Genomic DNA, 14,478 nt, shown 5'->3' with positions numbered 1-14,478 from the left:
TAATATGAGAATCGAAGGAAACAAGGGCATAGCATTAGTATCCTGGGGAGGCCAGCACTTCCACAAACTGTATCCCATGGCCAACAACCCTGCAGTTGCGAAAAATCTGAAGGATAGTTTTCCACAGCCCTACACCATACATGATGCCCGTGCATGGATAGAACACAATATAAAATTCAATCCTCCACAAAATTTTGCCATTGAGAAAAATGGAGAACTGGTAGGAGCCATTGGCGCAGAAAAGGGCAAGGATGAATTACGTACCAATATGGAAATTGGTTTCTGGATAGGTCAAGCCTACTGGGGGCAGGGAATTGCTACGGAAGCCACCAAACTTTTTGTGCATCACCTCTTCGAAAAATTCCCTGTTTATCGGGTATTTGCAACTATTTACGACTTTAATATCCCCTGCATGCGTGTGATCCAGAAAGCAGGCTTTCAGGAAGAAGCAATCTTAAAAAATGCTTTTATCAAAAATGACAAAGTGGGAGATATCTATCAATATGTGATGCTCAAGGACGAATTACAAAATCAACAAACAACGACCCTATAGATACAAAACCCTCAAATACAGAAACAAACTACGCATTAAATGATTTTGGTCTGATTATTGATTTTCATGGAGTATGAAAAAATTATTCAGACATATCGGACTTCCTTTAGCCATATTCTTCCTAATTTCAATAGGGACAAGTTCTTGCATGGTATATGATCATGGTCATCATTACAAAAGAAGCTATAAAAAAGTCCCTCCGGGCCATATTAAAAATCACAATGGCTATCATCCCAAATATCACAAAAAAGGAAAAAAGAGAGGAAAATGGTAATCATCAAGACAGGGTCATACCTGTCTTTTCAATATATAAAAGAATAAACTCTTCTTCTTTTCTAAATTCACTAAAGGGAATTAATTTGTGGCATTATTTGTAAAACCAACTCTAACATGCCCAATAAACTATCCCCTAAGTTAAAAAAAAACCTAAAAGACTCACTTCATTACTTCAATAAAGCGAGTTTAAATAAGGGATATAGCCTTTTTTCTAATGGTGGTTGTAGATTTTCAGAATATGATCCTGAAGAAAATGTATTCCAGTTTCTTGTTGAGGGAAATGAGGTGCCTGAGTATGAAGTAATCATATATGGAAATGAAACCCTTATTCAAGAAAAATGGCATTCTGAAACAAATTTTTTCGGCATGGATGGTTATTATTGTGAGTGTATGGCTTATATGGACTATAACCATTGTAAGCATATCGCTTCGGCAATCTATTACCTTCTCGAAAGGGGCCCCACATATGACGATTCCCTTTCAGGCGCCCTTGAGATGCCTCTTGAAATAGACTGTAAGACTGATAATGTAGCAGCAGCTATCCTGAAACATTTAGATCACAAGCATCAGCAAGCCCAGTATCTAAATTTAGAAAATATCAGTGCAGGCAAAAACTCCCTAAAATATGAACTCACAGATTTTCACCATACTTATGAACTGACCATAAAGGCCTTCAAAGAGCATATCAATATAAATTGCAATTACAAAAAGCCTTACCTTACAAAAATAGCCTTAGCTTGGTTCGCTAACAGAATACAACAATATCCCCAAGATCTCAAATTCCTAAAAAACACGGAAAGAAAGAAGATCATGCAGCGTGTCCTTGACTTACATGGCTTGGAAAAAATTGAAGATAAAATCGAAAACCTTTTTGATGTTTCATTTGACGGGGAAGAATTGTCGGTCATTCCTAAGGGAAAACTTGAAGGGCTCTATGAACCTAAAATGCTATGCAATTTTCTTGGGAATAAGGTCTTCTCCCCTATTGAGCAATGGGGATCAGGAGCACTTCTGGATAATGGAGAAAATGAAAATACGGACATCTTTAATCCGGGAATAGTCCTAATGGTAGACTCCAATAATCGTTCTTTGATAAAAATAAAGCTTATTAAAGGAAAAGGCACTAAGAAATCCCCCAAACTTCTCAAGACCAAGCTTTCTTGGCTGGATGACCCCGAAGATTTCACCCTAAGCTACCGTAGAGGACTTCATGAGCTGCAGAGCAAAATCGATAGGATCAACAGGCTATTCGTCAAAGAAAAAAACGACACCAACTATCTTTCTACTTATAGCAAGATCCTTGACTTGATCGATACCTCCACTATTCCTTTGCATATCCTAGAGATTCATGGATATTACCATGACAACAAACCCCGGCCGTCTGACCTATTTCCTCTGGATCCCATTAAAGCTTCTCTTAGTTTTAAAATTGACCAGGTCCGTGGAATCTATGAATTACAACCCCTTCTCACTTTCGGGGATCAGGATTATCCTTTCAATGAAATCAAAAACCATCTGGAGTTATCAGAGTTTTATCTGATCCACAAAGACAGCAACTATTTGTTTTTCGACTCTCCAAAAGCCATCAAGGCCTTGACCTCTTTTTGGGCAGCTCCATTGATACGGTTTTCCGAAAAAAACCTGAAAGAACTCGAAGAAAATCTCATCCTGCCACTGTCCAAGAATTTTACGGTCAGCTATCCGGCAGGTCACATGGAAACCAAAGAACCTTCCTCAAAACCAAGCAAGCAGTTGTACATTTCAGAAATGGGCAATTTTGTCATTTTCAGACCCATTTTGCGCTATGAAAACAGCATGGACTCTAATCCCATGGAGGAATCCACCCTTATAGATCATTCCAACCAGATCATATACGCAACGGACAAAGATGAAGAAAATGACTATGTCACCTTCTTGAAGGGCATGCATCCAAGTTTCGAAAAGCAGGGTTCCCAAGGTTTCCTATATTTGAATTTTGAAGAATTTCTGGAGGATTATTGGTTTTTGAAGGTTTTTGAAAACGTAAAGAAAGTAGGTGTTCAGGTTTTTGGTCTTGACACCTTAAAAAACTTCAGGTTTTCTCCCCATCAGGCTGCAGTGCAGTTTAAACTGGACACCAAACCCGATTGGTTTGAAGCCAACCTGGAAGTAGCCTTTGGCAATAATAAAGTCCGCCTAAAAGATCTAAAAAAGGCTGTCGAACAGGGCAGCAACTATATCGAACTCTCCGATGGAACACTCGGGATATTGCCGGAACAATGGCTTGAAAAATTTGGAAAGCTGTTCCGCTCCTCCCTGCAAGAAAAGGAGAGCCTGAAAGTTTCCAAGACTCATTTTGACCTGATTGGTGAACTGGCTGATCCCCTCGAACATAAAAAAATTCTTCAGGAAATAGCCGAGAAAAAGGAAAAACTGGCTTCATTCACCAAAATTGAACAAACCAAGCCTCCAAAAAAACTCGTCGCCAGTCTTAGAACCTATCAGCAACAAGGCCTCAACTGGCTAAACTTCCTAAAAGACTATGGCTGGGGAGGCATATTGGCTGACGATATGGGGTTGGGCAAAACCCTTCAGCTTATTGCCCTAATCTGCCAACTGAAAGAGCATAAAAAAGCCTGCAATGTATTGGTAGTGGCTCCTACCACCCTCTTGTTCAACTGGAAAAATGAGCTGGAAAAATTTGCTCCCCATCTGGATTATTTTATCCATCACGGACAGCGTTATGATGACCCGGGAGAATTTAGTAAACATGACCTGATTCTGACCAGCTATGGGGTCGTCATCAACGACATCGAACTGTTAAAGCAAATAAAGTTTGAACTGATCGTGGCGGACGAATCTCAGGCCATCAAAAACATCTCTTCCCTCCGACACAAAGCCCTGGTGCAGTTAAAGTCCAACTTAAAAATCGCACTTTCGGGTACTCCCATCGAAAACAATATAGGGGAGCTCTTTGCCCAAATGAACTTTGTCAACCCTGGATTCTTCAGTACCATGGCTGCCTTTAAGCGTGACTATGCCAATAAGTTCAAAAACGGTGGTGATGAAGCATTGACCGTCGAATTACGAAAAAAGGTTGCTCCCTTTATCCTCAGGCGTACCAAGGAGGAAGTGCTCACTGAGCTGCCTGACAAAACCGAGGAATACCTTTACTGCGAAATGGGCAAAACCCAGCGCAAGCTCTATGACGCCTACAGGAACGAATACAGGGATTTCCTGCTGAAAAAGTTTGAAGAAGACGGCCCTGAAAATTCCAAAATGTATGTATTAGAAGGACTTACCCGGCTAAGACAGATCTGCGATGCCACAGCACTGGTCAAAAACGGAGAAGAAAACCAAGAATCTGCTAAAATCGACCTGTTGCTAGAGCATATCCTAGAAAAGACCGGAGAACACAAAATATTAATATTCAGCCAGTTTGTAAAAATGCTGGAACAGATTACTAAAAAGCTTGCGGAGAAACAGGTTTCTTACGTCTATCTGGATGGAAAAACCAGCATGAAGGAACGTGAAAACAGGGTAAACCATTTCCAAGAAAACGAAGATACCAGGGTGTTCCTTATCAGTTTGAAAGCAGGAGGAACAGGACTAAATTTGACTGCTGCTGATTATGTGTACATTGTGGATCCATGGTGGAATCCCGCAACCGAAAACCAAGCCATTGACCGTTGCTACAGGATGGGGCAGAAAAAAAATGTTTTTGCCTATAGAATGATATGCAAAAACTCCGTGGAGGAAAAAATCATACAGTTGCAAGAAGCTAAGAAAAAATTATCCAAAGAGGTAATTGGAGAGGGAGAAAGTATTCTGAGCGAATTGAACAGAGATTCTTTACTGGAATTGTTTGATTAATCCCTCAGCGAAGGATATTAGTCCTTACAGATTTATATAAAACATTTAAATCAACCTTCAAGGCCTCTAAATTTTAAAAGCATTTAACTAGAAGAGATCAACTCTCAGAAATTATGATCACTACCAGGCAACTTTATAATTCTTCCCATTCCAAAATTCTAAGTATTTACCCAGATCCAGAGGCTCAACAATTGGTATTTTGGCTCTTAGAACATTTTCTTGGATTAAGCCGGGCGGACATCATTAGGGACAAAGCAATCACTGAAGTACCTGAGGCACTTTATCTGGCCCTAAAAGATTTAGAATCCGGAAAACCCATTCAATATATTCTTGGGCTCGCCCCTTTTTACGGCCGTGAATTTAAAGTATCTCCTGAAGTTTTAATTCCCCGAAATGAGACAGAAGAGTTAGTTCACCTTATTATTCAGGAAAATCAACAGCCTAATTTAAAGATATTGGATATTGGAACAGGTTCAGGCTGTATTCCGATCTCACTTTCCTTGGAAATGCCACAGTCTGAAGTACAAGCCTTGGACATCAGTACTGATGCATTAGCAATAGCTAAAGATAATGCATCAAGGCTAAATGCTAAAATCAACTTTTACCAAGCCGACATTTTAAATGATGAAATCCCTGCAAAGGATTTGGATATATTGGTCAGCAATCCTCCTTACGTACGCGATCTTGAAAAGTCTATGATGCGAAGTAACGTCCTTGACCATGAACCGAATTTGGCACTTTTTGTCAGAGATGATGATCCTCTGATTTTCTATAGAACGATCGCCCAAAAGGGATTAAAGGCACTTAAGCCCGGAGGCAAGCTCTATTTTGAAATCAACGAGGCCCTTGGTGAGGAAATGATTGAGCTAGTTAAAGAAATGGGTTATTTAGAAGTGTCCATTCACAAAGATCTACATGGAAAAGACCGGATGCTATCTGCTACCAAAAGATAATCTAATATCTATTCTAAAAGCTCAACTGCCAATTTTCTAACTCCAGCATCTGGATCATGGAGAACTACAGAAGACAAAGTAGACTGTGTTTTCACTTTACCAACGGCAATTTTTCGAACCTCTGCATCTGGATCATGAAGGGCTACCGATGACAAAGACGACTGGATAGCTAGTCCCTCTACAGCAATCTTACGAACTTCCGAATTTTGATCATGAAGCGCCACTGAAGAAAGAGTAGACTGTGTTTTTACTTTACCAACAGCTATTTTACGTACCTCTGCATCTGGATCATGAAGGGCTACCGATGACAAAGATGACTGGATAACCAGTCTCTCTACAGCAATCTTACGAACTTCCGAATTTTGATCATGAAGTGCCACTGAAGAAAGAGTAGACTGTGTTTTCACTTTACGAACGGCAATTTTTCGAACCTCTGCATCTGGATCATGAAGGGCTACAGAAGCTAAAGTACTTTGGTTAGTAGAATTTCCATTTCCCGAGGAAGAAGTTTCAAGCTTATACTCTTCCTTTGAAACATTCTTCGACTCATAGCGAACTTTAATACAAGAATTAAGAGCAAACAAAAGACCAAATGCAACAAAAAGATTTTTCATTGTATAGAATTAATTAAAAACTAAAACATTAAGCTACACCCATTACTTTCGAATTCAAAGCCATAACAGAATTAAAATATTGGATCACTTATTTTCCGGTCGGTTCTACGATTAATCCAACAAGCCATCGCCATATTTGGAACCCAGCACAACCAAGCCACAATAGTATAAGCAGTAATAAATTCAGAAAAAATAATATTCAAAAAAGGTAAATATATCCTTAAGGTTACTGCTGCCCAGCAAAGGGCATAACTATAGACCATCATCTTTTGATGACGAATAAGCTCTTTTCTCAATATATAAAAATAAGCAGCAAAAGTGCTTGACAACCAAAAAATCCCCAGTAGCACAAATCCCATCTTGGTGAGCCAAGTTCCTGTTGCATAAAAGCCCAGATAAATACCTGCTAAAGCACCGAGCAAAGCACACATCACGTAAAATCGCCCAATGGTCCTATGAATTTTTATATGCTCGTTTCTAATTGTTACACTAAACTGAATCCAACCGATCAACAAAGCTATCCCTGCAAAAACTATATGGATATAAAAGCCCAGATTCCATGAAAAACTATTGAGTAGCACCAAGCTTTTCGTACCCAAAAAACCAATATCCCGATCCCCCATGAAAATATAAACAAGAGGATAAACTCCTATCATTATAGATAGAAGAGCAAAAACAAACCACCATATTTTTTTCACAATAGAAAGGGAGCTATTTAGTTTCAAATTAAGGAAATTGGACCATAAAAAAAATCCCCTGATCGGAACATTCCGAACAGGGGACAAGTCAAACAACCGCAAATAATTAGAACAAAACTAAATATTCATGGTGTTTTAGTAAATACATAAAATCATGTAAATCAATATATTTACCAGCCTAATTTACCCGTAATGGGCCAGGCTTTTTACAAATTCTGCTTTTTCAACTCCTTAACTGCATAATCAGCGGCCCTAGCAGTAAAGGCCATATAGGTCAAGGATGGATTTTGACAAGCAGAAGATGTCATAAAAGAACCATCTGTAATAAAAACATTGGGAACTTCATGCATCTGATTGAATCCATTCAATACGGAAGTCTTAGGGTCCCGGCCCATTCTGGCAGTACCCATTTCATGGATACAGTGACCTGGAGGTGGGGCACTATCATAAGAACTAATATCCCTGGCACCAGCAGCCTCAAGAATATCAATGGCACTTTGGCGCATATCCTTTCTCATGACCATTTCATTTTCCTTGAATTCACAATCGATATCCAAAGTAGGCAAACCATTAGCATCCAATTTATCATGATTAAGGGTAACCTTGTTCTCGTAATAAGGCAAATGCTCACCCCAAGAACCAATTCCAAAACTCCATTCATCTCTGGGTTCGGTCTTGGACATTTTAAACTCCGCACCGATACCTTTTGCACCTCCATTGCCCCTGCCGCGGCTAGCTCCACCTTGATAGCCAAAACCGCGCACATAATCATCTCTCATGGTAGACTCACTAATATTCCTGAACCTAGGAACATAAATTCCATTTGGTCGACGGCCATAGAAATACTTATCATTGAAGTCATCAAATTTTCCGGATGCACCCACACCGTAATGATGATCCATCAGGTTGTGTCCCACTTGCTCACTGCCATTCCCCAGTCCATTAGGGAAGGCATCAGAAACAGAGTTCAATAAAACCCAACTTGTACCTAATGTAGAAGCATTAAGGAAAATAATCTTTGCGTAATACTCCACATACTCCTTGGTCTCAGCATCCATGATCCTTACACCAGTAGCCTTACCTGATTCTTTATCGTAAAGCACTTCCGTTACAATGGAGAAAGGTCTCAAGGTCATATTACCGGTTTTCATGGCCGCTGGCAAAGTAGCAGAGTTACTGCTAAAATAAGCACCAAAAGGACAGCCTCTAGAACATAAATTTCTATATTGACAAGGTCCCCGGCCATTATGAGACTGGGTAACATGAGCTGCCCTACCAATGGTAATAATCCTATCGTCAAATTTTTCTTTTATTCTTTGTGCCACATGCTTCTCTACACAATTCATTTCCATTGCAGGAAGAAAGTGGCTGTCAGGAAGCTGCGGAAGCCCTTCTGCCTGACCGGAAATTCCGGCAAACTTCTCCACATATTCGTACCATGGAGCAATGTCATTATACCTCACTGGCCAATCCACTCCAAAACCATCTTTAGCATTGGCGGAGAAATCAATATCACTTAGTCGATAACACTGTCTACCCCACATCAAAGACCTACCACCTACATGGTATCCTCTCAACCAGTTGAACGGTTTTACCTCATTATAAGGATTTTCATTATCGTCTACCCAAAAATGCTCAGTGGCTTCGCCAAAGGCATAGCACCTACTTTGAATAGGATGCTTTTCCCGCATCTCATTGGTAGTCCAACCATGATGGTCCATTTCCCATGGGTTAAGGTTGGTAGTGGGATAATCTTTGATATGCTCTACATTTCTACCTCGCTCAAGCACCAATGTCTTCAGTCCTTTTTCGGCCAATTCCTTCGCGGCCCATCCACCACTGATTCCTGATCCTACCACAATGGCATCGTATGTATTCTCTTTATTTGCCTTAATATTTAAATTCATGATGTTATTTTTTTTTTAGGCCCAAGCTTTATCTCCAGGATGATAATCCACACATCCATCATACCTGCCCGGCACCAACTTATATCTCAATGCTTGTGTTGCGCCAATTTCTGAACTGAAGTATCCAAAAAGTGTCAATTCTTTAACAATTTTATATCCTCTGGTCAACGCTTCCTCAAGGTCATTTCCCTTAGAATAGACCTTCGCATCAATTTCCGCTACAAGGGAAACTTGTTCTCCTGCCGCCAAACCCGAGAAATCTTTCTCATTTTCAATATGAACCAAAAATGCAGATACTTTCTCCCTGTCTTCCTGAGAATAGCAATCTTCCAAAAGTGTCACCATAAGTGGTCCCACACCTGCCGCTTTTGCTCCGGGGGAATCCGGCGTATCTGGAATGATAATATCTCCAATCTCAGACATCAACTGCGCATCCTCAGCAGTAAACACCCCCGTCGCCGCATCTTTGGATCGGGTACACCCTTGCTGAAAAACAGTCAATGTAGACACGGATAAAGCACTGCCAAATATCAGCGCGACATTCTTCATCGCTTCACGTCTTTTCATGTTTATAAATATTAGGATTAGTTTTTTGCTTTCAATACAATTCATGAAAATATTGAAAATCAAAATGATAAAAAACAATTTTTTCACAAAAGACAATCTTAGATATCCCTACCATCAACCAATAGCAACTTATATTTGACTGATTTAATAGTTAAAAATTTTGAAGAGATTTAAAATCCTATTCAAATATTCTATGACCAACTAGAAATAGGATGTATTCAGTATATCCTATGGAACATCTGAGGACAAAAAATCATTTTTGATGTCGATCATTGGACAATAAAAATAATCCTCAACAAAGCTTTTACATCACATCAGAACCACAGCGGTCTTTGCTGGATCAAGATCTAAAATTGTACATCTAGAAGCATCAAATAAAAATCAGCTATCAATCTTTCATTAATTCAAGTACCTTTTTAACCGGTAAAGACTTAACCTCATGCCCTTGGTATCCTTTTGTGCTTTTGGCAGCAAATAGGGAATTGATTATAGCTTCCTCCGTAGCCTCTATAGTAGCCATAAACAAACCGCTCATATCATCATTCCTTAACACTTTCATCACCTGCTTTTCCATTGATTTTGCTTGGTAAGGAATCCTCAAACTTCTGGCTGTGGAAAAGGCCAAAACATAATCTCCAGAACCATTGGAAGCAATACCACCTGTTTTAGCCAAACCCAAAAGGGCCCGCTTTGCAATTCGCTTGAGATTTCTCTCATGCAGTGGTGCATCTGTTGCCACTACGATCATACAGGAACCATCTGCTGATTCCAGTTGGTTTTTAAATGCATATTGTTCCAAAGCCTTGCCAACAGGCAAGCCACCGATCTGAAGGACACCACCAAAATTAGATTGCACTAATACCCCCACAGTATATCCTCCCATTTCTGCAGGCAACTCTCTGGAGGCAGTACCTATTCCCCCCTTGAAACCAAAGCACACTGTTCCCGTTCCAGCTCCTACATTGCCCTCCTCCACAACACCTCCACTGGCTTTGCTTATCGCCTCCAGTACATCTGTAGCTTTTACATGCCTCCCCCGAATATCATTCAAATATCCATCATTGGTTTCCCCAACAACAGCATTTACAGAGCGGACATCCTCATTTTCTGGAAAAGAAAATGTAAAATCTATCAAGCCTTCTATACCAGCTGCTACACTAAGTGTATTGGTCAGTACGATAGGGGTTTCAATATTTCCCAACTCCTCCACTTGTGTACTTCCTGCCAATTTCCCAAAACCATTTCCTACATAAACAGCCGCTGGAACCTTTTCTTGAAAAATATTTCCACCATGTGGAAGGATGGCCGTGACCCCAGTTCTCACACTATCCCCACTAATAAGCGTTTTATGTCCCACCAATACTCCTTTTACATCTGTAATAGCGTTCAGCTCACCTCGCTTCATGACCCCAAATTCAAATCCATGATCTTTGGCGCGCTCTTGGGCAGAAAGCTCCAAAAAGGCAAAAACAACTAAAACCAACATGCAAAATATTACTCTAAAAGTCTTCATAACAATGGGTCGTTAAATTCACGGTATTATTAAAGTACCACAATATTCTACTACTAGGCAATTTAGCCGATAAACACAAAACCACAAGAAATGCGATCATTCTTGTGGTTTTGGAAAGGTAATAAAGTGCTATCTCCTGTATTTACCTCATCAATTACTACCTGCTTATTTCCCCAATATTCCCTTTAGGTCTGCAGGAGAGTAATTCACAGATTTCAGGGTTTTACGGTCTTCTTTTCTGAAAACTAAGTACAAATCCCCTTCCTGCTCATAAAAGCAATCAACTCCCTGGCTCCGGTAATGGGCCATGGTTGCTTCAGCTTCCTCCACCGACTTACACGCTTTGCTCATATTGGACCTTTGCACCTCATCAAATAGCGCTTTGAACTTATCTGTCAGTCCAAATTCCAATACGGCACCTGCCAATACATATTGTAAGTCACACAGGGCATCCGCTACCTCCACGATATCTTCATTTTTTATTCCTTCTTCCAACTCTTTTAACTCCTCAGCCAAGAGTGAAACCCTCAACTTTGATCGCTGTTCATTCGGTAAAGTCGGCACCTCCAATACAGGGTGTTTAAAGGTCTGGTGAAATTCAGCTACGGCACTTAAAGTCTTCGGATCTTTCATAATGTTTATCTCTAAATAATTTGCAACGAAAAAAAATCAAAATGAGAGCAAATACAAAAAAAGGCCAGAAAAATTTCCGGCCCTAATGATCTCATGTGCTAATAAGTCCCTTTATTATTGTTGCTTTAGCGTCACTGCCCCTTCAAGATTGTTTTCTACCTGACCATATAAGACACTATTTCCATCCACATTTCCAGGACCTATCTCCACTGTTCCATCCGAATTACCATCCAAAGCAGCACTCATATTCACTCCCTCAAACATGGCCTCCATATCAAAGACAACGGTCATATCTGTATTTCCTTCTACTTTATAACCTTGTGAAGATTCAGCGACAGCTCTCAGTTCCTTTTCGGCTGAAAGCCAAACCTTGGTCGGCTTACCTTCTACCTCACCCATGATCAACATGGACTTATTCTCCATTTCGCTTTCAGCACTTCCTTCAGAATGCTGGTACAGCTTAAAAATCACTTCGCTATAATTTCCATTGGGTGTTTCTCCCTCACCAATCACTTCTACCTTGCTTTCTCCATCTGCTACCAATGAAAGGCTTTTCTCTTGAGAAACTTCTGAACCAAGTTCAGCACTTATGTTAGTCATTAATGTCCCATTTCCTATACTGATCCCTGCATTGATTTCCGCCTGAGACACATATTTCATTTCCATGTCTTTTGTACCTACCTGAAAAGATGTCACCGACATCGCCCCCACATCCACTCTGGAATTCTCTGATGAACTGCCTGACTCACCCTGTGCTGTTGACTTTAAAGTTACTTGGCTATAACCTTCCTTTGGCATCTCATCATTTTCAGAACAGGCCATCATCATTAAGCCCAAACTCAAGGGCATCATCCATTTCGCAATGTTATTAGTTGATTTTTTCATAACGTTTAAACTGTTGGTTTATCTTCACCAAATAACAAGGCAAACAAAATGCCAAAAAACGTAAATATAATTTCGTATTCTGTCAATAAGACGAAATTATGAACAATAAAATCATTCAAAACAAACAATATGAAACTATATCATATCTCAAAAAGTAAAAACAAATCATAAGAATTTTCATATTGTCCACAAAAAGCCTTTCCACCAATACTAAACCAATGTATATAAGTGATAGATCCATTTTCATTCACCTCGCAGCTCATATGAAATAAAATCACTGCCTATTTTTGTAAATAAATTTGAAAATTAAGAACCACTCAAAAAGAAAAATCACTGCTGCAAGTGAAAAGCAGCCTGCAAATTTTGTTCAAAGATCAAGAGAAGCGACTGGTTACCATCCAGATTATTTGGACCTATCTCTATCTTACCATCACCGTTACCATCCTGGGCCAGACTAATATCCAACCCTTCAAATAATTTCTGAAAATCAACGACCAAGGTCAATTCCGAATTGGTGTAAACAGCATAAGCATTGACATTGATGGCGCTTGCCTTTAACCATCCTGTATTCTCTGTCCATATTTTCACTGTTTTCCCCTCAAAATTCCCCTCCAAGTCCAGTGAATGAGCAATACCGGAGCCAGTTGAATTTCCCAATTGGAAAGTAACTTCCTGATAAAGACCATTAGGTGCATTTTTTTCCCCCAATAGATTGGACTGTAAGTTACCATCCTCCACCAATTTAAAATGGGGACCAGAATAAGCATCCTTACCCTCACTAAAAGTCAATGTCTCCAGTCGGTCAAAACCGGCATTAATCCCTGCCTCTGAAAAATAACCAATGCTGAGATCTCTCAGATCAAGACCAAAATCCTTTATCAACATCCCACCTGCATGCACCACGCCCTCATGGATATTATCTTCAGAAGCCGTAGCAGTAAGGTTCATTTTTAATTCACTATATCCATTTGACCCATCCTCATCCGATCCGAGACATGAAAGCATCACAAGGCCAAGCATCAAACACAAGTTTCCTTGATTTAAAATTTTCAAAAGTTTTTTCATGCTGGCCAATCTATTGGTAAATACCTATCCCTCTATACAGGACAAATCCAATACCAGCCCTACCAAGTCCTTTCTATTGGCTATCGCAAGCTCAAAAAATGGCAAAAAACGAAAAAAGCCGGATAAAAATAATTTATCCGGCTTTACAAAAATCTCCTATACTGTGTATTAAATGACAGAATTGTAGCGATTTTCCACAACTGACCAATCCACAACATTCCACCAGTTTGACACATACTTACCTCTTTCGTTTTGGTAATGCAGGTAATAGGCATGTTCCCAAACATCTATTCCCATTAATGGAATGCCTTGAAAGTCGGACACATCCATCAATGGATTATCCTGATTTGGGGTAGAACCAATTTGCAATTTTTTGTTTTCATCTAGAACCAGCCATGCCCATCCAGAACCAAATCGCCCTTTGGCAGCCGCCTCAAATTCCTCTACCATACCATCAAAGCTTCCAAACGTCCCATCAATAGCAGTAGCTAACTCTCCAGAAGCTTTACCTCCACCATTTGGAGACATGATACTCCAAAACAGCTCATGATTATAGTGTCCGCCTCCATTATTTCTCATAGCAGTACTGAATTTAGAAATCCCCATCAACACTTCTTCCAATGGTTTTTCCATATCCACACCTTCAGCTTCGCAGGCAGCCTTTAATTTTCTGGCATAACCTGCAGCATGTTTGGTATAATGGATCTCCATGGTCATGGCATCGATATTCGGCTCTAATGCTGCATAGTCATAATTCAGACCTGCTTGGGAAAAGCCTGTACTCAAACTTACAGCTTCCTCCTCTTCTTTAGCAGCGCCACAAGCAGTTAAGAAAGCAGATCCTATAGCACTACTTCCTATGCCCACTGCCAAAGTGGCCTTAGTACTTTGTGTTATAAAAGTCCTTCTAGAAGGATTAAATGAAACTTTTTTCATTACACATAAAATTTTATTTCGAAAAT

The 14,478-nt window shown here is 39.9% G+C and carries 12 protein-coding genes; 3 read left to right on the top strand and 9 right to left on the bottom strand.

Annotated elements, in window-relative coordinates; all coding sequences use genetic code 11:
* Positions 1-4 precede the first annotated feature (4 nt).
* The 3 genes from KZP23_RS07085 (at position 5) to prmC (ending at position 5,634) form a co-directional block, all read left to right on the top strand.
* Positions 5-553, top strand: coding sequence for a GNAT family N-acetyltransferase (locus tag KZP23_RS07085; RefSeq protein WP_226335396.1), 549 nt, complete (start codon positions 5-7; stop codon positions 551-553).
* Between the two features lie 390 nt (positions 554-943).
* On the top strand, positions 944-4,681 hold the full coding sequence (locus KZP23_RS07080) for a DEAD/DEAH box helicase (RefSeq protein WP_226335395.1): 3,738 nt from the start codon (positions 944-946) through the stop codon (positions 4,679-4,681).
* A 113-nt stretch (positions 4,682-4,794) separates the two neighbouring features.
* Positions 4,795-5,634, top strand: a complete 840-nt coding sequence (gene prmC, locus KZP23_RS07075; protein ID WP_226335394.1) for a peptide chain release factor N(5)-glutamine methyltransferase — start codon at positions 4,795-4,797, stop codon at positions 5,632-5,634.
* A gap of 8 nt (positions 5,635-5,642) precedes the next feature.
* On the opposite strand, the gene KZP23_RS07070 is transcribed toward prmC, so the two are convergent.
* From KZP23_RS07070 to KZP23_RS07030, 9 genes are all read right to left on the bottom strand, one after another.
* The gene (locus KZP23_RS07070; protein ID WP_226335393.1) at positions 5,643-6,248 is read right to left on the bottom strand and encodes a hypothetical protein; all 606 of its coding nucleotides are present in this window, start codon (positions 6,246-6,248) and stop codon (positions 5,643-5,645) included.
* Between the two features lie 71 nt (positions 6,249-6,319).
* Positions 6,320-6,946, bottom strand: coding sequence for a DUF2306 domain-containing protein (locus KZP23_RS07065; RefSeq protein ID WP_226335392.1), 627 nt, complete (start codon positions 6,944-6,946; stop codon positions 6,320-6,322).
* 206 nt (positions 6,947-7,152) lie between these two features.
* Positions 7,153-8,853: a GMC oxidoreductase gene (locus KZP23_RS07060; RefSeq protein ID WP_226335391.1), complete on the bottom strand. Its 1,701-nt coding sequence runs from the start codon at positions 8,851-8,853 to the stop codon at positions 7,153-7,155.
* Positions 8,854-8,868: 15 nt separating this feature from the next.
* Complete coding sequence (locus KZP23_RS07055; RefSeq protein WP_226335390.1) at positions 8,869-9,420, bottom strand: gluconate 2-dehydrogenase subunit 3 family protein; 552 nt, start codon at positions 9,418-9,420, stop codon at positions 8,869-8,871.
* A gap of 388 nt (positions 9,421-9,808) precedes the next feature.
* On the bottom strand, positions 9,809-10,933 hold the full coding sequence (locus KZP23_RS07050) for a P1 family peptidase (protein ID WP_394370969.1): 1,125 nt from the start codon (positions 10,931-10,933) through the stop codon (positions 9,809-9,811).
* Positions 10,934-11,098: 165 nt separating this feature from the next.
* Positions 11,099-11,566, bottom strand: a complete 468-nt coding sequence (locus KZP23_RS07045; protein ID WP_226335389.1) for a nucleoside triphosphate pyrophosphohydrolase family protein — start codon at positions 11,564-11,566, stop codon at positions 11,099-11,101.
* Positions 11,567-11,680: 114 nt separating this feature from the next.
* Positions 11,681-12,451 carry a hypothetical protein gene (locus tag KZP23_RS07040; protein ID WP_226335388.1) on the bottom strand — a complete coding sequence of 257 codons (771 nt, stop codon included), beginning with the start codon at positions 12,449-12,451 and terminating at the stop codon, positions 11,681-11,683.
* 330 nt (positions 12,452-12,781) lie between these two features.
* Positions 12,782-13,516 (bottom strand): hypothetical protein, encoded by a 735-nt coding sequence (locus KZP23_RS07035; RefSeq protein ID WP_226335387.1) that lies wholly within the window; start codon positions 13,514-13,516, stop codon positions 12,782-12,784.
* A gap of 168 nt (positions 13,517-13,684) precedes the next feature.
* Positions 13,685-14,452: a superoxide dismutase gene (locus KZP23_RS07030; protein ID WP_226335386.1), complete on the bottom strand. Its 768-nt coding sequence runs from the start codon at positions 14,450-14,452 to the stop codon at positions 13,685-13,687.
* Between the last annotated feature and the right edge of the window lie 26 nt (positions 14,453-14,478).

The sequence above is a fragment of the Echinicola marina genome, from assembly GCF_020463795.1.
Lineage (GTDB): Bacteria > Bacteroidota > Bacteroidia > Cytophagales > Cyclobacteriaceae > Echinicola > Echinicola marina.
Note: the sequence above shows the minus strand (reverse complement) of the source record. Positions and strands in the feature narration are given on the sequence as shown.